General features: G+C 62.6%; 18 protein-coding genes and 5 tRNA genes. 4 read left to right on the top strand and 19 right to left on the bottom strand.

Features of this window, described 5'->3' with window-relative positions; translation table 11 throughout:
- Positions 1-7: 7 nt before the first annotated feature.
- From ACA097_RS22235 to ACA097_RS22205, 7 genes are all read right to left on the bottom strand, one after another.
- Entirely contained in the window at positions 8-550 is a 543-nt protein-coding gene (locus ACA097_RS22235; RefSeq protein ID WP_043257513.1) for a TetR/AcrR family transcriptional regulator, read from the bottom strand.
- 196 nt (positions 551-746) lie between these two features.
- A tRNA-Glu gene (locus ACA097_RS22230) sits at positions 747-822 on the bottom strand.
- Positions 823-864: 42 nt separating this feature from the next.
- Positions 865-940, bottom strand: a tRNA-Ala gene (locus ACA097_RS22225).
- A 44-nt stretch (positions 941-984) separates the two neighbouring features.
- Positions 985-1,060: transfer RNA gene (locus tag ACA097_RS22220), tRNA-Glu, on the bottom strand.
- Between the two features lie 52 nt (positions 1,061-1,112).
- Positions 1,113-1,188: transfer RNA gene (locus tag ACA097_RS22215), tRNA-Ala, on the bottom strand.
- A gap of 288 nt (positions 1,189-1,476) precedes the next feature.
- Positions 1,477-2,961 (bottom strand): glutamate--tRNA ligase, encoded by a 1,485-nt coding sequence (gene gltX, locus ACA097_RS22210; RefSeq protein ID WP_043253568.1) that lies wholly within the window; start codon positions 2,959-2,961, stop codon positions 1,477-1,479.
- Positions 2,962-3,010: 49 nt separating this feature from the next.
- A complete protein-coding gene (locus ACA097_RS22205; RefSeq protein WP_043253569.1) occupies positions 3,011-3,931 on the bottom strand; it encodes a LysR family transcriptional regulator in 921 nt (306 codons plus the stop codon).
- 105 nt (positions 3,932-4,036) lie between these two features.
- Between ACA097_RS22205 and ACA097_RS22200 the strand changes: the two genes are divergently transcribed.
- Both ACA097_RS22200 and ACA097_RS22195 read left to right on the top strand, forming a co-directional pair.
- Positions 4,037-5,071 (top strand): HlyD family secretion protein, encoded by a 1,035-nt coding sequence (locus tag ACA097_RS22200; RefSeq protein WP_371366043.1) that lies wholly within the window; start codon positions 4,037-4,039, stop codon positions 5,069-5,071.
- Between the two features lie 49 nt (positions 5,072-5,120).
- Positions 5,121-6,620, top strand: a complete 1,500-nt coding sequence (locus ACA097_RS22195; protein ID WP_156958140.1) for an MDR family MFS transporter — start codon at positions 5,121-5,123, stop codon at positions 6,618-6,620.
- Between the two features lie 15 nt (positions 6,621-6,635).
- On the opposite strand, the gene uvrB is transcribed toward ACA097_RS22195, so the two are convergent.
- On the bottom strand, positions 6,636-8,651 hold the full coding sequence (gene uvrB / locus ACA097_RS22190) for an excinuclease ABC subunit UvrB (protein WP_043253572.1): 2,016 nt from the start codon (positions 8,649-8,651) through the stop codon (positions 6,636-6,638).
- 185 nt (positions 8,652-8,836) lie between these two features.
- On the opposite strand from uvrB, the gene ACA097_RS22185 reads away from it, so the two are divergent.
- Both ACA097_RS22185 and ACA097_RS22180 read left to right on the top strand, forming a co-directional pair.
- On the top strand, positions 8,837-10,033 hold the full coding sequence (locus ACA097_RS22185; protein WP_371366040.1) for an amino acid aminotransferase: 1,197 nt from the start codon (positions 8,837-8,839) through the stop codon (positions 10,031-10,033).
- A 69-nt stretch (positions 10,034-10,102) separates the two neighbouring features.
- Positions 10,103-10,178 (top strand) — tRNA-Asn (locus tag ACA097_RS22180).
- Between the two features lie 151 nt (positions 10,179-10,329).
- On the opposite strand, the gene ACA097_RS22175 is transcribed toward ACA097_RS22180, so the two are convergent.
- The 11 genes from ACA097_RS22175 to hisC form a co-directional block, all read right to left on the bottom strand.
- On the bottom strand, positions 10,330-10,683 hold the full coding sequence (locus ACA097_RS22175) for a ComEA family DNA-binding protein (protein ID WP_371366038.1): 354 nt from the start codon (positions 10,681-10,683) through the stop codon (positions 10,330-10,332).
- Between the two features lie 176 nt (positions 10,684-10,859).
- Positions 10,860-12,851, bottom strand: coding sequence for a polysaccharide biosynthesis protein (locus ACA097_RS22170; RefSeq protein ID WP_371366036.1), 1,992 nt, complete (start codon positions 12,849-12,851; stop codon positions 10,860-10,862).
- Between the two features lie 68 nt (positions 12,852-12,919).
- Entirely contained in the window at positions 12,920-13,972 is a 1,053-nt protein-coding gene (locus tag ACA097_RS22165) for a glycosyltransferase family 4 protein (protein WP_371366034.1), read from the bottom strand.
- Positions 13,959-14,921 carry an NAD-dependent epimerase/dehydratase family protein gene (locus ACA097_RS22160; protein WP_371366032.1) on the bottom strand — a complete coding sequence of 321 codons (963 nt, stop codon included), beginning with the start codon at positions 14,919-14,921 and terminating at the stop codon, positions 13,959-13,961. The genes ACA097_RS22165 and ACA097_RS22160 overlap by 14 nt, the downstream gene beginning before the upstream one ends.
- 85 nt (positions 14,922-15,006) lie before the next feature.
- The gene (locus ACA097_RS22155) at positions 15,007-16,164 is read right to left on the bottom strand and encodes a hypothetical protein (RefSeq protein ID WP_371366030.1); all 1,158 of its coding nucleotides are present in this window, start codon (positions 16,162-16,164) and stop codon (positions 15,007-15,009) included.
- Between the two features lie 6 nt (positions 16,165-16,170).
- Positions 16,171-16,473: a lipopolysaccharide assembly LapA domain-containing protein gene (locus ACA097_RS22150; RefSeq protein ID WP_043253578.1), complete on the bottom strand. Its 303-nt coding sequence runs from the start codon at positions 16,471-16,473 to the stop codon at positions 16,171-16,173.
- A 32-nt stretch (positions 16,474-16,505) separates the two neighbouring features.
- Positions 16,506-16,790 carry an integration host factor subunit beta gene (gene ihfB / locus ACA097_RS22145; RefSeq protein WP_003091441.1) on the bottom strand — a complete coding sequence of 95 codons (285 nt, stop codon included), beginning with the start codon at positions 16,788-16,790 and terminating at the stop codon, positions 16,506-16,508.
- A 135-nt stretch (positions 16,791-16,925) separates the two neighbouring features.
- The gene (gene rpsA, locus ACA097_RS22140) at positions 16,926-18,608 is read right to left on the bottom strand and encodes a 30S ribosomal protein S1 (protein WP_043253579.1); all 1,683 of its coding nucleotides are present in this window, start codon (positions 18,606-18,608) and stop codon (positions 16,926-16,928) included.
- Positions 18,609-18,856: 248 nt separating this feature from the next.
- On the bottom strand, positions 18,857-19,561 hold the full coding sequence (gene cmk, locus ACA097_RS22135) for a (d)CMP kinase (RefSeq protein WP_043253580.1): 705 nt from the start codon (positions 19,559-19,561) through the stop codon (positions 18,857-18,859).
- A complete protein-coding gene (locus ACA097_RS22130) occupies positions 19,561-21,801 on the bottom strand; it encodes a bifunctional prephenate dehydrogenase/3-phosphoshikimate 1-carboxyvinyltransferase (protein ID WP_371366028.1) in 2,241 nt (746 codons plus the stop codon). The genes cmk and ACA097_RS22130 overlap by 1 nt, the downstream gene beginning before the upstream one ends.
- On the bottom strand, positions 21,794-22,906 hold the full coding sequence (gene hisC / locus ACA097_RS22125; RefSeq protein WP_371366026.1) for a histidinol-phosphate transaminase: 1,113 nt from the start codon (positions 22,904-22,906) through the stop codon (positions 21,794-21,796). The genes ACA097_RS22130 and hisC overlap by 8 nt, the downstream gene beginning before the upstream one ends.
- Positions 22,907-22,956 lie beyond the last annotated feature (50 nt).

The following is a 22,956-nucleotide window of genomic DNA, read 5'->3' as shown; positions in this document are numbered from 1 at the left end:
TCGAGGCTCAGTTCACCGCCTTTTTGGCGGCACGCAGGACACGGTCGGACAGATCGCTCGAACCCAGGGTCCGGGCCAACGCCAGTCCACCCACCATCAACGCAAGGTCGGCGAGTACGGTGTCGGCGTCCTCGGGACGCTCGGCCAACTCGGCGACCATCAGTTCGATATGTTCGGCCAGCACTTCGCGGAAGCCTTCCGGCAGGTGCCCGGCCTCGGCCAACGTGCTTGGGATCGGACAACCCAGCTCCTCGTCGCTGTCACGATGCTTGCGCGACAGATAGAAAGCGGCGGCCAGTTGCCGGCGCTCGCTGAAAGGCATCTGCGGTTCGAATTGCTTGAGCTTCGCCCGGCGCCGTTCCAACAGATGGCGGAAGGCTTCGAGCATCAGCGCGTCTTTGCTCTCGAAGTGCGCGTAGAAACCACCGACGGTCAGCCCGGCCGCGCCCATCACCTCGCTGACACTGGGCTCGACCGGCCCGCGACGCACCAGCGCATTGGCGGCGGCGCCGAGGATGCGCTCGCGGGTCTGGGCCTTCTTCTCACCAATCCCTTTCGGGCTAGCGGCTGTCTTGCGGCTCATGGCGCTCTCCAAAAATATTATGGAGAGAATATTATTCTCATAATAATTTTCGGCAAGCGCCAAGCGCGACCATTGGTCGGGCGGTGAATTTTCGGGAGCTGGAAAAACAAAAGGGCCACTCGAAAATTGAGTGACCCTATAGGCCCCGCAAACGCGGGAAAATTGGCGTCCCCTAGGGGACTCGAACCCCTGTTACCGCCGTGAAAGGGCGGTGTCCTAGGCCACTAGACGAAGGGGACTTAACCTTCGAAGAAATCCGCCTGATGCGGATTCTGGCAATTTGGTGGAGCTAGACGGGATCGAACCGTCGACCTCTTGCATGCCATGCAAGCGCTCTCCCAGCTGAGCTATAGCCCCAGATGACTCTGGCTGACGACGCGAACGCATCGTCGCTGGATAAGTGGCGTCCCCTAGGGGACTCGAACCCCTGTTACCGCCGTGAAAGGGCGGTGTCCTAGGCCACTAGACGAAGGGGACGCAAAACCTTCGATTTCAGTTCCGTTCGGACCAACGAAACTTACTGGTAATTTGGTGGAGCTAGACGGGATCGAACCGTCGACCTCTTGCATGCCATGCAAGCGCTCTCCCAGCTGAGCTATAGCCCCAAAGTACCGCTACATCTACCGTTCCGCTTCGCCCTGTCGTTCAGTTCGTCGCTGGAACGGGGCGCATCTTAGGGGCGAGGCGAACCCCTGTCAACAACAATTTTCCAGTTTTTTATTTTTTTTCTCCCAAAGAACAATCACTTAGGTCGCCACCCCTATTACAGCCCAGGCCTGGCGAGCATGCTCGACCGGCCGTCACGCCCTGCCCGCCTGGCTTTGCCGGCGTCTTGCAGGCATGAAAAAGGCCAGGCACCCATAGGTGGCTGGCCTCTTTCGAAGAAGCGTCCGTCAGCCGGCGATGGCGTCGCGGATCTTCTCCCACTCCTTGGCTTCTTTCTTCGAAGCGCCGCCCAGCAGTTCCAGCGCCTGGCGCAGGCGGAAGCGGGACAGGTCGGCACCCAGGATTTCCATCGCATCGAGCACCGACACCGAGCTGGCATGGCCCGTGATGGCTGGGAACATGAGCGGCATGACGTCGCGCAGCTTCAGCCCCAGATGCTCTGCAACGGCCTGGATGGTCGCGGTGATCTTGTCCTTCTCCCACTGGCGCAGCGCTTCCAGCTTCCACAGCACCAGTTGCAGCACCTGGCGCACCTGGGTGGCGTCGAGCTTCTTGTGCTCGAACAGCTTGGCGTCCAGTTCGACACCGCCGCTGAAGAAGAAACTGGCCAACGGAGCGATCTGGCTGAAGTTCTCCACCCGCCCCTGGACGTGCGGGGCGATCTTCATCAGGTACTCAGGATTGAGCGCCCACTTCTGCACTTCCTTGGCGAAGTCCTCGACGGAGAGATCGCGAATCCATTGGCCGTTCAGCCAGGACAGCTTCTCCATGTCGAAGATCGGCCCGCCGAGCGATACGCGGGACAGGTCGAAGTGCTCAATCATCTCCTGCAGGCTGAACTTCTCGCGCTCGTCGGGCATCGACCAGCCCATCCGCCCGAGGTAGTTCAGCAGCGCCTGTGGCAGGAAGCCCATGCGCTCGTAGAAGGTGATGGAAGTCGGGTTCTTGCGCTTGGACAGCTTGCTCTTGTCCGGGTTACGCAGCAGCGGCATGTAGCAGAGGATCGGCTGCTCCCAGCCGAAGTACTCGTACAGCTTGATCAGCTTCGGCGCCGACGGCAGCCATTCCTCGCCGCGCAGCACGTGGGTGATGCCCATCAGGTGGTCGTCGACCACGTTGGCCAGGAAGTAGGTGGGCAGGCCGTCGGCCTTCATCAGCACCTGCATGTCCATGCGATCCCACGGGATCTCGACGTCGCCACGGAGCATGTCGGGGACCACGCAGACACCCTCGGTCGGCACCTTCATGCGCACGACATGGGACTCGCCCGCCGCGATGCGCTTGGCCGACTCTTCTTTGGAGAGGTGCATGCAGTGGCCGTCGTAGCGCGGGGTTTCCTTGCGCGCCTGCTGCTCGGCGCGGATGGCGTCCAGGCGCTCGGCGGAGCAGAAGCAGGGGAAGGCATGGCCTTTCTCTACCAGTTCGTCGCTGTACTGCTTGTAGATGGCGCCACGCTCGCTCTGACGGTACGGGCCGTGCGGACCGCCGACATCCGGGCCTTCATCCCACTCGACGCCCAGCCAGCGCAGCGCGTCGAAGATCTGCTGTTCCGACTCACGGGTGGAACGCACCTGGTCGGTGTCCTCGATGCGCAGGATGAACTGGCCGCCGTGCTGACGGGCGAAGCAGAGGTTGAACAGCGCGATGTAGGCGGTGCCGACGTGCGGGTCGCCGGTGGGAGACGGCGCGATACGGGTGCGGACAGTGGTCATGAAAGCTCTCATGTGAAGCGGTGAGGACAGCGCGGGCCGTGGCGCGCGCTCATGGACGCGATGTTATCAGGCGGGCCGCCCCCGGCTCCAGCCGATGGCGCTCATCGATGGGCAGCCGGTGGATGAGGTAGTCGAGGAAGGTCTTCACCTTCATCGCCTGGAAACGCCGTGACGGGTAGACCGCGTAGAGTTCGCCGATAGGCAGTTGCACCTCTGGCAGCAAGCGCTCCAGGCGCCCGCTTTCCAGGGCTTCCTCGACTATCAGCTCCGGCAGCGTGGCTATTCCGGCGCCGGCCAGCGCGGCCTCGCGGGCAAAGGAAATGTTGTTGCATGACAGCACGCGCTGGCAGGGCACGCTTTCGTTGGACAGCGGCCAGTAGCGCTGCGAATCCTGCATCAGGAGCACTGCCCGATGCAGGGCCAGGTCCTCGACTCGCTGCGGCCGGCCGTGCAGGCGCAGGTATTCGGGGCTGGCGCACAGGCAGCGGTTGGTCACCAGCAGGCGCCGGGCGATCAGCGTGGAGTCCTCCGGTTGGCCAACGGTAATGGCGATATCCACACCCTCCTCCAGCGGATCGACCGTGCGCGAGCTGAGCTCGACCTCGGCGGTGATCTGCGGATAGAGGCGCATGAAGTCGCCCAGCACGCTGGCCAGGTACATCTGGCCGAACTCGATGGGCGCGGTGATCTTCAGCAGGCCCGACGGCTCCTGCTGCAACTGCATGACCGCCTGCTCGGCCTCGGCGAAGTCGAGCATGATCTGCCGGCAACGGTCGTAGTACGCCTGGCCCACTTCGGTAAGGCGCAATTTGCGCGTCGTGCGATTGAGCAGACGCACGCCGAGGCGCTCCTCGAGCAGCGCGATACGCCGACTTACAGTGGACTTCTGCATGCCCAGGCTGCTGGCGGCCTGGGTGAAACTGTGGAACTCCACGACACGGGTAAAGATCAGCGCATCATCCAGCCCCATTATTGTTCCCTATACACAACAAAGTTTCCGAATTGTAGCGACTGCGCCTCGCGCGGGAACACTGTAAATTGCCGAAAATTCCTACCTAGCAAACGCTCGTTTCTCATGCCCGCACAATTACAAAGACGTCTGAGCGTCTTCCTCGTCATTCTCAGCCTGGTCGCCCTCGCCCTCCTCGCCCGCTGGTATTTCATCGGCCGTTTTGTCGAAGACACCGACAACGCCTATGTACAGGGAGAGATCACGCGCATTTCCAGCCAGCTCTCGGCGCGCATCGACCAGGTGCTGGTAAATGACAACCAGCACGTCGAGAAGGGCCAACTGCTGGTCAAGCTCGAAGACCAGGACTTCCGCCTGGCGCTGGATCGTGCCAAGGCCACCCTCGCTACCCACGAGGCAGAACTGGCGCAGACGCGCAGCAAGCTGAAAGGCCAGGGCAGCATGATCGCAGCCAGCGAAGCCGACCTGAACGCCAGCCAGGCGACCTTCGGCCGCGCGCAGATCGACCTGAACCGCGCACAGACCCTGCGCAAACCTGGCTACGTTTCCGAAGAACGCGTCACCACCCTGACCGCCGACTCCCATGTCGCCCGCTCCCAAGTGGCCAAGGCCCAGGCCGACTTGCAGGCGCAACGCATCCAGGTCGAAGCCATCAATGCCGACATCAAGCGCCTCCAGGCCTTGATCGATGCGTCCCACGCGGAAATCGCCCAGGCCGAGATCAACCTGGCGCGCACCGAAATCCGCGCGCCCGTCGCCGGCCTCGTCGGCCAGCGCAGTGCCCGTGTCGGCCAGTACGTGCAGACCAATAGCCAGCTGCTGGCGCTGGTGCCGGACGAGGGTATCTGGGTCCAGGCCAACTTCAAGGAAACCCAGGTCGGCCGCATGCGCCCCGGGCAGAAGGCGCGCCTGACCCTCGACAGCTTCCCCGACCAGCCCATCGAGGGCCAGGTCGACAGCCTGTTCGCCGCCTCCGGCGCGCAGTTCAGCCTGCTGCCGCCAGACAACGCCACCGGCAACTTCACCAAGGTGGTGCAGCGCATTCCGGTCAAGATCACCTTCGCCGCCGACAACCCGCTCAAGAACCTGATTCGCCCGGGCATGTCGGTCGAGGCCGAGGTGCAGATCGGTGAGCGCTGATCCACTGCTCCGTCCGGTTGGCGAACCGACCCGGCGCGACTGGATCGCCGTGCTCTCGGCGATGCTCGGCGCCTTCATGGCGGTGCTCGACATCCAGATCACCAACTCTTCGCTGAAAGACATCCAGGGCGCGCTGGCCGCGACCCTGGAGGAAGGTTCCTGGATCTCCACCTCCTACCTGGTGGCCGAGATCATCATGATCCCGCTCACCGCCTGGCTGGTGCAGCTGCTCTCGGCGCGGCGCCTGGCGGTGATCATCTCCATCGGTTTCCTGTTTTCCTCCCTGCTCTGCTCGTTCGCCTGGAACCTGGAGAGCATGATCGTGTTCCGCGCCATGCAGGGCTTCACCGGCGGCGCGCTGATCCCCCTGGCCTTCACCCTGAGCCTGATCAAGCTGCCGGACCACCACCGCCCCAAGGGGATGGCGCTGTTCGCCATCACGGCCACCTTCGCCCCCTCCATCGGCCCGACCCTCGGCGGCTGGCTGACCGAGAACTTCGGCTGGGAATACATCTTCTACATCAACGTCCCGCCGGGCCTGCTGATGATCGCCGGCCTGCTCTACGGCCTGGAAAAGAAGCCGCCGCACTGGGAATTGCTGAAAAGCACCGACTACGCCGGCATCGTCACCATGGCCATCGGCCTGGGCTGCCTGCAGGTGTTCCTCGAAGAGGGCCACCGCAAGGACTGGCTGGAGTCGAACATGATCGTGGCGCTGGGCAGCATCGCCCTGGTCAGCCTGATTCTCTTCGTCATCCTGCAGACGTCACGCCCCAACCCGCTGATCAACCTGGGCATCCTGCGCAATCGCAACTTCGGCCTGTCGAGCATTTCCAGCATCGGCCTGGGCATGGGGCTTTACGGCTCGATCTACGTGCTGCCGCTGTACCTGGCGCAGATCCAGGGCTACAACGCCATGCAGATTGGCGAAGTGATCATGTGGATGGGTGTGCCGCAGCTGTTCCTGATCCCGTTGATCCCCAAGCTGATGAAGTTCATCCAGCCGCGCCTGCTGTGCGCCATGGGCTTCGGGCTGTTCGGCCTGGCGAGCTTCTGCTCCGGCGTGCTCAACCCGGACTTCGCCGGCCCGCAGTTCAACCAGATCCAGCTGCTGCGCGCACTCGGTCAGCCGATGGTGATGGTCACCATCTCGCTGATCGCCACCGTTTACCTGCAACCGCAGGACGCCGGCTCCGCCTCCAGCCTGTTCAACATCCTGCGCAACCTCGGCGGCGCCATCGGCATCGCCCTGCTGGCCACGCTGCTGGATAGCCGCGCCAAGGTCTATTACGACTACCTGCGCGAAGCCGTGGTGCCGGTGAACGCTGCGGTGGACGAGCGCCTTGCGCAACTGGCCGAGCAGCTCGGCAGCCAACAGGCGGCGCTCGGGGAAATCGGCCTGATCGTCCACCGCCAGGCGGCGATCATGGCCTACAACGATGCCTTCCACGCCATTGGCATCGTGCTCGCTATCAGCATGCTGGCGGTGCTGCTGACCCGCCCGCTACCGGCCGGCTTCGGCGCCCAGGCGGGCGCCGGCGCGCACTGATCGCGCGAGTGGAGGTCAGCCGACCTCCACCAGGCGCTCGCGCAGCTTGTGGATTTCGTCGCGCACCGCCGCGGCGGACTCGAACTCCAGATCGCGAGCCAACTGGTACATCTTCTCCTCCAACTGGCGGATGCGCTTGGTGATCTCGCTCGGCGAGCGCAGTTCGCCCTCGTAGCGACCACTCTCCTCCGCCACCTTGGCCACGCCGCGACGCTTGCCCTTGGCACCTGGGACTGTGGCGCCTTCGAGGATGTCCTTGATGTCCTTCTTCACGCCCTTGGGCACGATGCCGTGCTTCTCGTTGAAGGCGATCTGCTTGTTGCGGCGCCGCTCGGTTTCACCCATGGCGCGTTGCATCGAACCCGTGATGTTGTCGGCGTAGAGGATCGCCTTGCCATTGAGGTTGCGCGCCGCGCGGCCGATGGTCTGGATCAGCGAGCGCTCCGAACGCAGGAACCCTTCCTTGTCCGCGTCGAGGATCGCCACCAGCGACACCTCGGGCATATCCAGCCCCTCTCGCAGCAGGTTGATGCCGACCAGCACGTCGAAGGCGCCGGTGCGCAGGTCGCGGATGATCTCCATGCGCTCGACGGTGTCGATGTCCGAGTGCAGGTAACGCACGCGCACGTCGTGGTCGCCCAGGTAATCGGTGAGGTCCTCGGCCATGCGCTTGGTCAGGGTGGTGACCAGCACGCGCTCCTCCTGGGCCACGCGCAGGCGGATCTCCGAAAGCAGGTCGTCGACCTGAGTGGACGCGGGGCGCACCTCGATCTGCGGGTCGACCAGACCAGTCGGACGCACCACCTGCTCGATCACCCGCCCGGCATGCTGCTCTTCATAAGGGCCGGGTGTCGCCGAGACGAAGATGGTCTGCGGGCTGATCGCCTCCCACTCCTCGAAACGCAGCGGCCGGTTGTCCAGCGCCGAGGGCAGGCGGAAGCCGTACTCGACCAGGGTTTCCTTGCGTGAGCGGTCGCCTTTGTACATGGCGCCGACCTGCGGAACGCTGACGTGGGATTCGTCGATCACCAGCAGCGAGTTGGCCGGCAGGTAGTCATAGAGGGTCGGTGGCGGCTCGCCGGGACCACGCCCGGAGAGGTAGCGCGAGTAGTTCTCGATGCCGTTGCAGTAGCCCAGCTCGAGAATCATCTCCAGGTCGAAGCGGGTGCGCTGCTCCAGGCGCTGCGCTTCGACCAGCTTGTTGTTGTTGCGCAGGTAGTCCAGGCGCACCTTGAGCTCTTCCTTGATCTGCTCCACCGCCTCCATCAGCGTTTCGCGCGGGGTCACGTAGTGGCTCTTGGGATAGAAGGTGAAGCGCGGCAGCTTGCGGATCACTTCGCCGGTCAGCGGATCGAAGGCGGAGATGTTCTCCACCTCGTCGTCGAACAGCTCGACGCGGATGGCCTCCAGGTCGGATTCCGCCGGGAAGACGTCGATCACGTCGCCGCGCACGCGGAAACTGGCGCGGGCGAAGTCCATGTCGTTGCGGGTGTACTGCAGGCTGGTCAGGCGGCGCAGCAGTTCGCGCTGGTCCATGCGATCACCGCGATCCAGGTGCAGGACCATCTTCAGGTAGGACGCCGGGTCGCCCAGACCGTAAATGGACGACACGGTGCAAACGATGATCGCGTCCTCGCGCTCCAGCAATGCCTTGGTCGCCGACAGACGCATCTGCTCGATGTGGTCATTGATCGACGAATCCTTCTCGATATAGGTATCGGAGGACGGTACGTAGGCTTCTGGCTGGTAATAGTCGTAGTAGGAAACGAAGTACTCGACCGCATTGTTCGGGAAGAAGGTCTTGAATTCGCCGTAGAGCTGCGCAGCCAGCGTCTTGTTCGGCGCCAGGACCATGGTCGGCCGCTGCACCTGGGCAATGACGTTGGCGATGCTGAAGGTCTTGCCGGAGCCGGTCACCCCCAGCAGGGTCTGGTGCGACAGCCCCGCTTCCAGCCCTTCCACCATCTGTCGGATGGCTTCCGGCTGATCACCGGCGGGCTTGAAGCGCGAATCCAGCTGGAATGACGACATGGGGAACCTCGCTTTGGCGTGTGACGCTTCGGTCGCCAAAGCGTCATACCAGTCGAAAAGCATGCGCGACAACTCGCCGCCTGCCATAGAGGCCTATATAATACCGGCCCGTCGACGCAACCCCCAGCGCCGTGAGCGGGCGGGTTGCAATTGCACTTCACTCCCGCCTTAGAGCTGCTGCCAAAATGAGTCTGTTCTCCGCTGTCGAAATGGCCCCTCGCGACCCCATCCTGGGCCTGAACGAAGCTTTCAACGCCGATACCCGTCCGGGCAAGATCAACCTGGGCGTTGGTGTGTACTACAACGAGGAGGGTCGCCTCCCGTTGCTGCGCGCCGTGCAGGCCGCGGAGAAAGCCCGCATCGAGGCACATGCCCCGCGCGGCTACCTGCCGATCGAAGGCATCGCCGCCTACGACCAGGGCGTGCAGAAGCTGCTGTTCGGTGCTGACTCCGAACTGCTGGCCGAAGGCCGCGTGGTCACCACCCAGGCCGTCGGCGGCACTGGCGCTCTGAAAACCGGTGCCGACTTCCTCAAGCGCCTGCTCCCGAACGCCACCGTCGCCATCAGCGACCCGAGCTGGGAAAACCACCGCGCGCTGTTCGAATCGGCCGGCTTCCCGGTGAAGAACTACCGCTACTACGACGCCGCCACCCACGGCGTGAACCGTGCCGGCCTGCTGGAAGACCTGAACGCCCTGCCGTCGCAGTCGATCGTGGTCCTGCACGCCTGCTGCCATAACCCGACTGGCGTCGACCTGACCATGGACGACTGGAAACAGGTCCTGGACGTGCTCAAGGCCAAAGGCCACGTGCCCTTCCTAGACATCGCGTACCAGGGCTTCGGTGACGGCATCGACGAAGACGCCGCTGCGGTGCGCCTGTTCGCCAAGTCGGGGCTGAACTTCTTCGTGTCCAGCTCCTTCTCCAAGTCGTTCTCGCTGTACGGTGAGCGCGTCGGTGCGCTGTCGGTCGTCACCAACAGCCGCGAGGAGTCCGCGCGCGTCCTGTCCCAGGTCAAGCGCGTGATCCGCACCAACTACTCCAACCCGCCGACCCACGGCGCCAGCGTCGTTGCAGCCGTGCTGAACAGCCCGGAACTGCGCGCCGACTGGGAAGCGGAACTGGGTGAAATGCGCGGCCGCATCCGCGCCATGCGTGAAGCCATGGTCCAGCAGCTGACCAACCTGGGCGCCAAGCGCGATTTCGGCTTCGTCGCCGAGCAGCGCGGCATGTTCTCCTACTCCGGCTTGACCGCCGAGCAGGTCGAGCGCCTGAAGAACGAGTTCGGCATCTACGCCGTCAGCACCGGTCGCATCTGCGTTGCCGCGCTGAACAACGGCAACCTGGACACCGTCACCCGCGCCATCGCCCAGGTCCTGTAAAAAACTGACGGGAAGTCGCATTCAGAATATTGACTTCCCCTTTTTAATCAGTAAGATACGCACCGTTGTTCCGCGATAGCTCAGTCGGTAGAGCAAATGACTGTTAATCATTGGGTCCCTGGTTCGAGTCCAGGTCGCGGAGCCAAATTCAAAAGCCCTCGGCATATGCCGGGGGCTTTTTCTTTTAGGGCTCCTGAACTCTCGCCAACCCCAAGGTGATCCCACGCGCCGAGCCCGCCAAAAGCAAAGCCCCCGGCACAGGCCGAGGGCTTTTCGTTTCAGGATGATTCTTCGGGTTATTCGAGGCTCAGCATCGCACGGTTACGTTCCATGAGCGCCTTGCCCACGCCCTTTACTTCCAGCAGCTGATCGACCGAAGTAAACGGGCCGTTCTGTTCGCGGTAGGCCACTATCGCCTCGGCCTTCACCTTGCCAATGCCCTTGAGCTCGCGCTGCAGGGTCTCTGCGTCCGCAGTGTTGATATTCACCGCCTTCGCTACTTCGCCAATCGGCTTGACCGTCTCTCCTGTCGGTTTCACCGCAGTCGCCGCAGCAGATTGTGCCGCCTCCGTTTTAGGGGAGCTGACGGCGATACCGGAGATGGAAACAGTGGACAGCAGAACGAACAGCAGTGCTGAAATCTTGCGCATGGTCACTCTCCTAGGAGTCGAAGGGTTGAGCGAGCCTTGATCGGGCTCGCCCCAGCACCTTCGACGCCGGGAGTGCACAGGAAAAGAGTGCGAGGCGGTCCTGGAGGGTATTTAGCCGTTTCCGGTAGCCGGATCGGAAATGCGCCTACAAATCGGCGAGCGCTCCTGCAATGGGCTTACGGCTCCATCCGCCGCTGCTGATGCAGCAGGTCGACGATCTCGCCATCCGGGCTGTAACCGTTAACGGTTTCGCGCAATAGCATGCGTACCTGCGGATAATCGCCACGATCAACCGCGCCTTGCAGAGTTTCCAGAACAATCCTGAAGCTATCCCAGGTCAGTAGCTCTTCGTTGGCTTTCATGATCATCGGATGATCGGTCGCACTGACCTCATCACCGATCAGCAGCTCTTCATAGAGCTTCTCACCAGGGCGCAAGCCGCTGAACTCGATGGCGATGTCGCCATGCGGGGTCGTCTCGGAGCGAACGCTCAGCCCTGACAGGTGGATCATTCGCTGCGCCAGCTCGAGAATTTTCACTGGCTGCCCCATGTCGAGCACGAAGACATCGCCGCCGCGCCCCATGGAACCGGCCTGAATCACCAGTTGCGCCGCCTCGGGGATGGTCATGAAGTAACGGGTAATCGACGGATGCGTGACGGTCACCGGCCCGCCGCGACGGATCTGCTCGCGGAACAACGGAATGACAGAGCCCGACGAGCCCAGGACATTGCCGAAACGCACCATGGTGAATCGAGTCTTGTTGACCTGGTGCACGGCGCTTCGATCACCAAAGAGCACGGGAGCGGACTCCTGACTCAGGGCCTGCAGGATCATTTCCGCCAGGCGCTTGGTGCCACCCATGACGTTCGTCGGACGCACCGCCTTGTCCGTAGAGATCAGTACGAAGTTCTGCACCCCAGCCTGAATCGACGCCTGGGCAGCATGCAGGGTACCGAAGACGTTGTTCAGCACACCCTCGGAGATGTTGTGCTCAACGATAGGCACATGCTTGTACGCGGCTGCGTGGTAGACGGTATTGACCTTCCAGCTACGCATGACGTCGAGCAGGCGCTCCGAGTTGCGCACGGAGCCGAGGATTGGGATTAGTTGAGTCGCCAGTGACTCGCGCTTGATGCGCAGCTCGAGCTCCTGGTGAATGGCGTAGAGGTTGAATTCGCTGTGCTCGAAGAGGACCAATGCAGTCGGGCTGCAGGACAGGATCTGCCGGCAAAGCTCCGAACCGATCGAGCCCCCCGCACCGGTCACCATCACCGCTTGACCGCGAATGCAGTGCTCCAGCAGCTCCTTGCGCGGCGCGACCGGGTCGCGGCCCAGCAAGTCGGCAATGTCCACCTCCTGGATGTCGTCGACCTTCACACGTCCGTTGGCGAGATCGATGAACCCCGGAACGCTACGCACATGCAATGGATAAGGCTCGAGCAGACCGAGAATTTCCCGCCGCCGCGCACGGGAGGCGGAGGGAATGGCGAGGAGAATCTCCTGCGCACCGGTTTCTTCGATCAGTTGCTGGATGTGCTTGGGCTTGTAGACGCGCAAGCCGGCGATTACTCGATTGATGATTTCGTCGTCGTCATCAATGAAGGCAACAGGGCGCATGGCCCGCCCCAGCCGCAGCGCTGCCACCAGCTGGTTGCCAGCCGAGCCGGCACCATAGATCGCAACCTTGGTCAGACCATCATCTTGCTTGCTGAAGAAAGGCACCGCCTGCACGGCGCTGTACCAGTCCCCCATGAAGTACTGACGCATGGCCAGGCGAAGACCGCCGACCATCAGCAGGCTCAACCACCAGTAGTTGAACACCAGCGAGCGCGGCACCATGACGGTCACCGCACGATTCCAGTAAACGACCAGCGAAAGCACCAGAGCCGCAATGGTTACCGCCTTTCCGATGGCGATGAGGGCATCATTCCCCAGATAACGCATGACCGCCCGATACATGCCGAAGCGGATGAATAGCGGAATGGCAATGAGGGGCGCCGCGAAGAAAAGCCAGCTGTGCTCCCTGAAGGCGTAGGTCAGGTCATCGGTGCCCAGGCGCACCACGAAGGCGAGCCACAGGGCAGCCCACACCAGGAAGACATCGGTGATGACTTGCAATATCCGCTTCTGACGACGCGGCAACCTGAGCAGGCGCTCTCGCAACATAGTCCTTTCGTCCTTACCCAACTGCGGAATAGGTTTCCGCATCAATTGACCACCATTTCCAATGGAGTTCAGCGCGCAGTGCTGTTTTCCGGCCGACCGGCACCCAGATAGACAGCGAGCAGCACCAGTGGAGCATAGGCAACAATCAGTCCAATCACCCCGTCTACTCGCTCAAGACTGACCAGAATTGCAATCGGCAGAAGCCAGAAGAGATTGATCGCGGCCACCGAAAGACTGACACCACGATGCGCCCCAATCAGCCTGGCTGCCCGCTGATAACCGTGGCTTCGATGGGCCTCGTAGAGGCGCTCGCCACGCAGCAGGCGCTGGAAAAGCGTCCAGGTAGCATCGACCACGAAGACTCCCAGCAGGATCAGCCAGCACCAGAACAGCTGCGGCATCGCCCACGCCGCCTGCAGTGACAGACCGCCCAGCACCAGGCCTAGGAAGCCGCTACCAGCATCGCCCATGAATATTTTCGCCGGCGGGTAGTTCCAAAGCAGGAAACCCAGAGTCGCCATGCTCAGCAGCACCGGCAGCCAACTCGTTGCCACCTGCCCCACCAGCCAGCTGCAGAGCGCCGCGCCGAAGCAGACAGTAATCGCCTCCAGGCTGGCGATCCCATCGATGCCATCCATGAAGTTGTACAGATTGAGCAGCCAGACCAGATAAAACAGCGCCAACAGGTGCCCCAGCAGACCGAGATTCCAGCTAGTGCCGGCAAAGGGCAGCGGAGGCAGGCCGTTAAAGGCCCAGAGAAGCGCAGCAGCAGCGGCGAAATGCCCCAGCAAGCGCCAACGCGCCGGAATATGCCGATGGTCATCAACGAAACCGACGACGGCGACCAATCCTCCAGCCACCAGGAACCCTAGCGTCTGCCAGCCCCCAAGCAATCCGAGGCACCATGAAAGAAGCAGTCCGAGCAGGAAGCTCAGCACAATGGCCACACCGCCACCCCGCGGAGTAGGCGCTGTGTGCGAGCTGCGCTCGTTCGGCACATCCATCAGATTTCCGGCCAGCGCATAGCCGCGAACCATGCGGGTCAACACGTAAGACAGGCAGAACACCGCCAACAACAGCAGAAGCGACGAGGGCCGCAACAGAATACTAATATCTTGCATTTTCCATTTTCGCGTATGAGGCGCCTGCTCGACGCAGCCCCTCGTGAATACCCAGCGAAGGGTGCCAACCCAGCATTTGCGCAGCCTTGCGCGTGTCTATCCAAAGATCTTCGCAAAGCTGCTCATACATCTTGCGACGTCCAAGCAGGCTCGCTGCGAGCCTCAACAGCGCTACAGGCACTGGCAATAGACGAGCCTTGAAGCCCATTCCCCGAGCCAGCTCCCTCACCATGTCGCGGGTTGAAATGGACTCTTCGTCCGCAATGACGAAAGACTCGCCCGCCGCAGCGGGATGCTCAACGCAAGCAGCAATGAACTCGGCCAGGCTCTCGACAGCGATCAGACTGCGCTTGTTGTCGACGCGACCGAAAGGCAACGGCACGCGACTCCTGACCAGGCGCAGCAGCAGGGCGAAATTTCCCGGCGCATCCGCTGCGTACACCAGCGATGGGCGAATGATCACTAGCTCCATCCCGGTACGAGCGGCCAACTCGCGCAAGCCCTCTTCAGCCTCGAACTTGGAGATCGCATAAGGCGTGACCGGCTCGACTGCCCTCTGCTCATCGAATGCACGAGCGCCAGAAAGGTTGCCGCAGACACCAATGGAGCTGATGAAAACGAAGCGCTTTACGCCCCGTCGAGCCGACTCGGCGGCAAGGGCGAGCGTCGCGTCTCGATTGACGCGGCGGAAGGTTTCCAGGACCTGTTCGGGGCTTTCCGATTCGGAAAGTACATGGGCGCGAGCCGCCATGTGCACCACAACCTGCTTGTCGTTCAGCGCAGCAGCCCACTGATCCAATCGTTCGAGCTCGCCAGGCAGCACCTCGACATATCCGGGCAGCGCGCGCGGCATCCTGGCAATGCCTGTGGCGACATGGCCGCGAAGGCCCAGCGCTGGCGCCAGATATCCACCGACAAATCCGCTGGCGCCCGTTACCAGGACATTCACCAAGCACTCTCCATACAACCAGCGATCAACGCGATGGCATCCATTTCAGATCGTTATAAACAATCAACGTAAACCAGCGATGATATCAGCTAAGCAGCGGCGCCTGGATTGGCATTATGCTGTTCCAGGCATGGCATCCAGGGCATTGCCAATGCATTTCCCGGCCAGCGAAACCGCAATTGCCGCAGCGATAGTGCGGCATCGCGCCATATAGCCCCAACAGAAGTGGCCGCGTCCGCGAGAACGACTCGACATCGTCCTTGTCCGCCCCAAGCGCCGCAACGAAATCCATGAGCCCTTGCCACGAGGGCTGCTGCTGCAAGCGAGCCTGCATTCGCTCTCGCCAGCGCATGGTATCGGCATCGTTTTCCGCGAGCATCGCCAACACGGAAGATGGGACTTCCTGCTCGTCTGCCAGCGCTCGCAAGCCCGCCAAAACCTCAGGCGTAGCGAAGCTGTTGTGGCGGCGCAGAATCGGTAGCAACTCACCGGCGAAGCCCTGATGCTCCACTAGCAGCTCCCGCATGGACGAAATTGCAGCGGCAAGATCACCCCGCCAGAGCTCGCAGTCCAGCCGCATCAACAGCGCGCGGACGCAATCCCTGTCAATTCTCAGCGCCTCGCGAAGCAACTCGTGCGTCGCGGACTGTTCACCGAGGCGCGTCTTTTCCTGCGCAAGCTCACAGAAGTAGTTCGCAAGGCCAGCCTTCAGCTGCGGACGCTGCGGTAGCAGCCGAGAAGCAAGCTCAATCGCTCGAGACCAGTTCTTTTCGCGCTCGGCGATACGCCGCAGCTCATCCAAGGCCTCGACAGAAGCGGCAGGCTCATCGCGCTGCAGCAATTCATCCAGCAATTGCTCTGCATGCCCCAGCAGGCCGCCGGCAATGAAGTCGCGAGCCAGCTCCAGACTGATCCGCGCCGCCAGGCCATCACCTTCAGGAACACGGGACAGCAGCTCTTGGTGAATCTGGATAGCCTTCTCGATATCGCCACGGCGACGGAACAGATTGCCGACGTGGACGTGGCTCTCCAGCGTATCGACATTCAATGCCAAACCCTGGGAGAGATGCTCCAGAGCATCGTCGGAGTGTCGGTCCAGGAGACTATGGATCGAGCGCACCCGCTCTTGCAGTGATTGCTCGGCAGGGGCACCAGGCGCGCCTGAACGCAAGGATCTACGGCCCAGCACCCAGCCGATCGCTATGGCCAGTACAAACAGCAGAACCGCGACAACGCTGGACATCCAAGATCACGGTGTCTTCGGCGACTGCTCGCGAAGCGCTTCATTTTCCTTGCGGAAGCGGGTCACTTCGGAGCGCAGGCCGGAAAGGTGCATGCGCGTGCGCGCACGGAAGGGAATGCTCAACAACAGGCCGATGGCACCACCGATGACAAACGCCAAGCTGACGACCAACACCAGCGGCCACTCAGGGGTTTGCCAACCGAGGAAAGTGAGGCGGATGGGCTGCAGGTTCTCCAGGGCGAACACGATGACGATGGCGAACAGCAGAATGGCTGCCAGGAAAACCATGAAGCGCTTAACCCGAAGCATGAAATCTCCTCGACACCTTCATCCAGCGCCCGTTACTCGGGCTCGTTGACCCGATCACGCAGCTCCTTGCCGGGCTTGAAATGCGGCACGAACTTGCCATCCAGGCGTACGGATTCGCCTGTCTTGGGGTTACGGCCAACGCGCGGGGCGCGGTAATGAAGAGAGAAGCTGCCAAACCCACGAATCTCGATGCGATCCCCTGTCGCCAAAGCCTGGGACATCTGCTCGAGCATGGTCTTGATCGCCAGTTCCACATCCTTTGCGGAAAGCTGCCCCTGATGGGTGACGATTCTCTCGATCAACTCCGACTTGGTCATGGTTTTCCCTTCTTTTTCAAGCGGCTAGATCAGCTCTAGGTTCTTTTAGCATGCTGATCATGCTTTGAACAGCCTGAGCAAGGGAAAACAAAAAAGGGCGACCGAAGTCGCCCTTTTTCTTGGAGGAATCAGGACTTAGCCCTGGTTCTCCATTTGCGCGCGGATCAGATCACCAATGGTGGTCGGACCGGTGCTTTCTACGTCTTGCTTGTTACGCAGTTCTTTCATCGCATCTTTCTCTTCGTCGACGTCCTTGGACTTGACGGAGAGGCTGATGACGCGGCTCTTACGGTCGATGCTGATGATCTTGGCTTCGACTTCTTCGCCTTCTTTCAGCACGTTGCGGGCGTCTTCGACGCGGTCGCGGCTGATTTCGGACGCTTTCAGGATGCCTTCGATCTCACCACCGAGGCTGATGACGGCGCCTTTGGCGTCGACTTCTTTCACGGTGCCACGAACGATGCTGCCTTTCTCGTGCATCGAGGCGTAGTTGGAGAACGGATCGTCTTCCAGCTGCTTGATGCCCAGGGAAATGCGCTCACGCTCCGGATCAACGGAGAGGATGACGGTTTCCAGCTCGTCGCCCTTCTTGAAGCGACGCACGGCTTCTTCGCCGACTTCGTTCCAGGAGATGTCGGACAGGTGAACCAGACCGTCGATGCCACCCTCCAGGCCGATGAAGATACCGAAATCGGTGATCGACTTGATGGTGCCGGAGATCTTGTCGCCCTTGTTGAAGCGGCTGGAGAAGTCTTCCCACGGGTTGGACTTGCACTGCTTGATGCCCAGGGAAATACGACGACGCTCTTCGTCGATGTCCAGAACCTGAACTTCCACTTCGTCGCCAACCTGAACGACTTTCGACGGGTGGATGTTCTTGTTGGTCCAGTCCATTTCGGAGACGTGTACCAGGCCTTCCACGCCCTCTTCCAGCTCGGCGAAGCAGCCGTAGTCGGTGAGGTTGGTGACACGGGCCATGACGCGGGTGCCTTCCGGGTAACGAGCCTTGATGGCAACCCATGGGTCTTCGCCCAGTTGCTTCAGGCCCAGGGATACGCGGTTGCGCTCGCGGTCGAACTTCAGAACCTTGACATCGATCTCGTCGCCAACGTTGACGATCTCCGACGGGTGCTTGATGCGCTTCCAAGCCATGTCGGTGATGTGCAGCAGGCCGTCTACGCCGCCCAGGTCCACGAATGCGCCGTAGTCGGTGAGGTTCTTGACGATACCTTTGACTTGCTGGCCTTCCTGCAGGGATTCCAGCAGGGCTTCGCGCTCGGCGCTGTTCTCGGCTTCCAGGACGCTACGACGGGAAACGACAACGTTGTTGCGCTTCTGGTCCAGCTTGATGACCTTGAACTCGAGCTCTTTGCCTTCCAGGTGAGTGGTATCACGCACCGGACGTACATCGACCAGGGAGCCCGGCAGGAACGCGCGGATGCCGCTGACGTCGACGGTGAAGCCGCCTTTGACCTTGCCGTTGATAACGCCCTTGACCACTTCATCAGCGTTGAAGGCAGCTTCCAGAACCAGCCAGGATTCTGCACGCTTGGCTTTCTCGCGGGACAGCTTGGTTTCACCGAAGCCATCTTCAACCGCGTCCAGCGCAACGTGGACTTCGTCACCCACCTTGATGGTCAGTTCGCCTTGTTCGTTGTAGAACTGCTCGACCGGGATGACGCCCTCGGATTTCAGGCCGGCATGAACGGTAACCCAGTCACCGTCGATGTCGACCACCAGGCCGGTGATGATCGCACCGGGCTGCATGTCGAGGGATTTCAGACTTTCTTCAAAGAGTTCTGCGAAGCTTTCGCTCATGTTTATACCTGTAGTCAAAGGCCTGTAGGCCCGGTTCCGCGCCACCAGCAGACACGGTCAAGTCATGAAAAAGAAGCCAGCAGGATCGAGACTGGTATCCTGCCGGCCCCCGGCCGCGCCCGTTCGAAAACGGACGCTCCACATTTCGGTTTTTACGGAATGACTCGCCAGATTTGCGCAAAGTCCTTCCAATACAAGGTCTGGAATGTTAGCAACCGCCGCCGCATGCGTCAAACGGCAGCACGCACTCACTCCCCTGTCAGATCTCGGCGGGCAGCCTCGGAGAGAATGCTGTCGACCACTGCTTCGATGCTCATGTGCGTGGAGTCGAGCACTATCGCGCCCTCCGCCGGCTTGAGCGGAGCAACGCTGCGCTGGCTGTCCCGCTCGTCGCGAGCCCTGATTTCCTCGGTCAGCGCCACCATGTCGCAGTCCATGCCCTTCGCCTTGAGCTGCAGGTAACGACGACGAGCGCGCTCCTCGGCGGATGCGGTGAGAAACACCTTCAGCGGCGCATCGGGGAACACGACAGTGCCCATGTCCCGACCATCGGCCACCAGGCCCGGCGCCTCGAGGAAGGCACGCTGGCGCTGCAGCAGCGCATCGCGCACCGCCGGCAGAGCGGCGACCTGGGAGGCCCCGGCGCCGACCTGTTCGGTACGGATGGTATCGGTAACGTCTTCGCCTTCGAGGATGATGTGCTGGCCTTCACCACCCTTGGCGTGGGTGAACTGCACGTCGAGATGCGCGGCCAGGACCTTGAGGGCTTCCTCGTTGGTCAGGTCGATGCCGTGGTTGCCAGCAGCAAATGCCAGCAGGCGATAGAGCGCCCCCGAGTCCAGCAGGTTCCAGCCCAGGCGCTTGGCCAGGATGCCGGCCACGGTACCCTTGCCCGAGCCGCTCGGCCCATCGATGGCAAGCACCGGCCAGGCGGTGAGGTTCGAGGCGGACATCAGTTACCCTCCGCAGCCACGCGAATGCCGGCGCCTGCGGCCAGGCCGAGGAAGTCCGGGAAGGAAGTGGCGACGTTGGCGCAGTCATGGATGCGGATCGGGCCCGAAGCGCGCAGCGAAGCCACGCTGAAGGACATGGCGATACGGTGGTCGCCATGGCTCCAGACTTCGCCGCCGCCGTAGGCGCCGCCGTCGATGATGATGCCGTCCGGGGTCGGTTCGCACTTCACGCCCAGGGTCAGCAGGCCGTCGGCCATCACCTGGATGCGGTCGGATTCCTTCACGCGCAGCTCTTCCGCGCCACGCAGGACGGTACGACCTTCGGCGTTGGCAGCGGCGACGAACAGCACCGGGAACTCGTCGATGGCCAGTGGCACCAGGTCCTCGGGGATGTCGATGCCCTTCAGCTTGGCCGAACGCACGCGCAGGTCGGCCACCGGCTCGCCGCCCACTTCACGCTGGTTCTCCAGGGTGATGTCGGCGCCCATCAGTTTGAGGATGTCGATCACGCCGGTACGGGTCGGGTTGATGCCGACGTGTTCGAGGACGATGTCCGAACCTTCGGCGATGCTCGCTGCAACCAGGAAGAAGGCGGCGGACGAGATGTCTGCCGGCACTTCGATGTGGGTGGCGGTCAGCTTGTGGCCAGACTCGACCTTGGCAGTGGCGCCCTGCACCTCCACCGGATAGCCGAAGCCGCGCAGCATGCGCTCGGTGTGGTCGCGGGTCGGTGCCGGCTCGGTGGTCGAGGTTTCGCCGGCGGCATAGAGGCCGGCGAGCAGCAGGCAGGATTTCACCTGGGCGCTGGCCATCGGCATGTCGTAGTGCATGCCGGTCAGCTTCTGGCCACCCTTGATGGTCAGCGGCGGACGGCCTTCCGGACCGGTCTCGATCACTGCGCCCATCTCGCGAAGCGGCTTGGCCACGCGATTCATCGGGCGCTTGGAGAGCGAGGCGTCGCCCGTCAGCACGCTGTCGAACGGTTGCGCCGCCAGCAGGCCACTGAGCAGGCGCATGGAGGTGCCGGAGTTACCCAGGTAGATGGGGCCCGGAGCCGGCTTCAGGCCGTGCAGGCCGACACCATGGACGGTCACGCGGCCGTGGTGCGGGCCTTCGATGACCACACCCATGTCGCGGAATGCCTGAATGGTGGCCAGGGCATCTTCGCCCTCGAGGAAGCCTTCCACCTCGGTGGTGCCTTCGGCCAGCGAGCCGAGCATGATCGAGCGGTGGGAGATGGACTTGTCGCCCGGTACGCGTACGCGCCCGGACAGGCGGCCACCCGGCTGGGCCAGGTAAATCAGGTCGTTGTTGTGCATGGCGTCCACATAGGCCCGACGGGCCAGGATTTTGCTGAAATGTTCACGGGCAACGCGGGCGCGGGTAAACACGCCCAGCAGCTGGTGCCCGTCCCTGGAGTCGACGGCGTCGCGCAGGGCGTCGAGGTCGTCGCGGAAGACGTCGAGGATGCGCAGCACCGCCTCGCGGTTGGCGAGGAAGATGTCATGCCACATCACCGGATCGCTGCCGGCGATCCGCGTGAAATCGCGGAAGCCGCCGGCGGCATAACGGAAGATTTCCAGATTTTCGCTGCGCTTGGCCAGCGAGTCGACCAGCGTGAAAGCCAGCAGGTGCGGCAGATGACTGGTGGCGGCGAGCACTTCATCGTGGTGCTCGACTTCCATGTGCTCGACGTCCGCACCCAGCTCGCGCCAGAGGCGGTCGACCAGCATCAGGGCCTCGTCGTCGGTGCTGTCGACCGGCGTGAGGATCACCTTGTGACGGCGGAACAGCGTCGGATTGGCCGCCTCCACTCCGCTCTGCTCGGAACCGGCGATCGGATGGCCCGGCACGAAGCGCGCCGGCATGCCTCCGAAAACGGCCTTTGCCGCGCGTACCACGTTGCCTTTGGCGCTGCCGACGTCGGTCAGCACTGCATTGCCCAGGTCGTAGCCCGCCAGCTCGGCAAGCACCTTTTCCATAGCCAGGATCGGTACCGCGAGCTGGATGACGTCGGCGTCGCGGCAGGCGACCTCGAGGGACTCCTCGCAACGGTCGACCACGCCCAGCTCCACGGCCAGGCGACGGGATTGCGGATCACGGTCCACGCCGACCACTTCCTCGAACAGCGCCTTCTCGCGCAGGCCCTTGGCAAAGGACCCGCCGATCAGGCCGAGCCCCACCACCACCAGGCGACGAAGCTTGGCCGAAGGCTGTTGCAGGGAAGTGACATCAACCACGGGCGAGCACCTTGGCCAGCGCCTCGAGGAAGCGGGCGTTCTCCTGCGGCAGGCCGATGGAGATGCGCAGGTGCTGCGGCATGCCGTAGCCGCCTACCGGACGGACGATCACGCCCTCGGCGAGCAGGGCCTGGTAGATCGGGCCGGCTTCACGCTGCATGTCGACGGCGAGGAAGTTGCCTTTCGACGGGATCCAGTTCAGATCCAGCGCACGCAGGCCGTCCTGCAGCTGCTGCATGCCGGCGTCGTTGACGCGCTTGCCTTCGGCCAGGTACTCGGCGTCGTCCAGCGCGGCGCAGGCGGCAGCCAGGGCCAGGCTGTTGACGTTGAATGGCTGGCGCACGCGGTTCAGCACATCGGCGACCTGCGCCGAGGAGATCGCATAGCCGACACGTAGCGACGCCAAGCCATAGGCCTTGGAGAAGGTGCGCGAAACCAGCAGGTTCGGGTAGCGGGCCAAGTACTTCAGGCCGTCGGGCAGTTCGTCGCCCTCGGCATATTCGATGTAGGCCTCGTCCAGCACCACCAGGACATTTTCCGGGACGCGAGACAGGAAGCTCTCCAGGGCGTCCGGACCGAACCAGGTGCCGGTCGGGTTGTTCGGGTTGGCGACGAAGACCACGCGAGTGTTCGCGTCGATGGCCGCCAGCATGGCTTCCAGGTCATGCCCCCAGTCCTTGGCCGGTACCGCCCTGCCCTGGGCGCCGACGGCCTGGGTGGAGATCGGGTAGACGGCGAAGGCGTACTGGCTGAACACGGCGCTCAGGCCCGGTGCCAGGTAGGCGCGGGCAACCAGGTCGAGGATGTCGTTGGAGCCATTGCCCAGGGTCACTTGAGCAGTGGTGACACCGCAGCGCTCGGCCAGCTTGCTCTTCAGCTCGAAGCCGTTGCCGTCGGGGTAGCGGGTCAGTTCCACCAGTTCGCCGCGGATCGCTTCGATCACCTTGGCGCTGGGGCCCAGCGGGTTCTCGTTGCTGGCCAGCTTGACGATCTTCGCCGGGTCCAGATTCAGCTCGCGGGCCAGTTCGTCTACCGGTTTGCCCGGGACGTAGGGCGAAAGTTTCTGTACGCCCGGCTGGGCCAGGGCGAGGAAGTCACACGACATAGCTACAAGCCTCAAGCTGTATGCCGCAAGCCGGGCGCCGGATCACCGGC

The sequence above is a fragment of the Pseudomonas sp. QL9 genome (assembly GCF_041409665.1).
In the GTDB taxonomy this organism is placed as follows: domain Bacteria; phylum Pseudomonadota; class Gammaproteobacteria; order Pseudomonadales; family Pseudomonadaceae; genus Pseudomonas; species Pseudomonas knackmussii.
Note: the sequence above shows the minus strand (reverse complement) of the source record. Positions and strands in the feature narration are given on the sequence as shown.

What these genes read in the sequence shown, in the direction of transcription:
- gltX (WP_043253568.1), bottom strand. Translation starts at nt 2,961, where the DNA reads ATGACCACTGTCCGCACCCGTATCGCGCCGTCTCCCACCGGCGACCCG.
- ACA097_RS22205 (WP_043253569.1), bottom strand. Translation starts at nt 3,931, where the DNA reads ATGGGGCTGGATGATGCGCTGATCTTTACCCGTGTCGTGGAGTTCCAC.
- ACA097_RS22200 (WP_371366043.1), top strand. Translation starts at nt 4,037, where the DNA reads ATGCCCGCACAATTACAAAGACGTCTGAGCGTCTTCCTCGTCATTCTC.
- uvrB (WP_043253572.1), bottom strand. Translation starts at nt 8,651, where the DNA reads ATGTCGTCATTCCAGCTGGATTCGCGCTTCAAGCCCGCCGGTGATCAG.
- ACA097_RS22185 (WP_371366040.1), top strand. Translation starts at nt 8,837, where the DNA reads ATGAGTCTGTTCTCCGCTGTCGAAATGGCCCCTCGCGACCCCATCCTG.
- ACA097_RS22175 (WP_371366038.1), bottom strand. Translation starts at nt 10,683, where the DNA reads ATGCGCAAGATTTCAGCACTGCTGTTCGTTCTGCTGTCCACTGTTTCC.
- ACA097_RS22170 (WP_371366036.1), bottom strand. Translation starts at nt 12,851, where the DNA reads ATGTTGCGAGAGCGCCTGCTCAGGTTGCCGCGTCGTCAGAAGCGGATA.
- ACA097_RS22165 (WP_371366034.1), bottom strand. Translation starts at nt 13,972, where the DNA reads ATGCAAGATATTAGTATTCTGTTGCGGCCCTCGTCGCTTCTGCTGTTG.
- ACA097_RS22155 (WP_371366030.1), bottom strand. Translation starts at nt 16,164, where the DNA reads ATGTCCAGCGTTGTCGCGGTTCTGCTGTTTGTACTGGCCATAGCGATC.
- ACA097_RS22150 (WP_043253578.1), bottom strand. Translation starts at nt 16,473, where the DNA reads ATGCTTCGGGTTAAGCGCTTCATGGTTTTCCTGGCAGCCATTCTGCTG.
- ihfB (WP_003091441.1), bottom strand. Translation starts at nt 16,790, where the DNA reads ATGACCAAGTCGGAGTTGATCGAGAGAATCGTCACCCATCAGGGGCAG.
- rpsA (WP_043253579.1), bottom strand. Translation starts at nt 18,608, where the DNA reads ATGAGCGAAAGCTTCGCAGAACTCTTTGAAGAAAGTCTGAAATCCCTC.
- cmk (WP_043253580.1), bottom strand. Translation starts at nt 19,561, where the DNA reads ATGTCCGCCTCGAACCTCACCGCCTGGCCGGTGCTTGCCATCGATGGG.
- hisC (WP_371366026.1), bottom strand. Translation starts at nt 22,906, where the DNA reads ATGTCGTGTGACTTCCTCGCCCTGGCCCAGCCGGGCGTACAGAAACTT.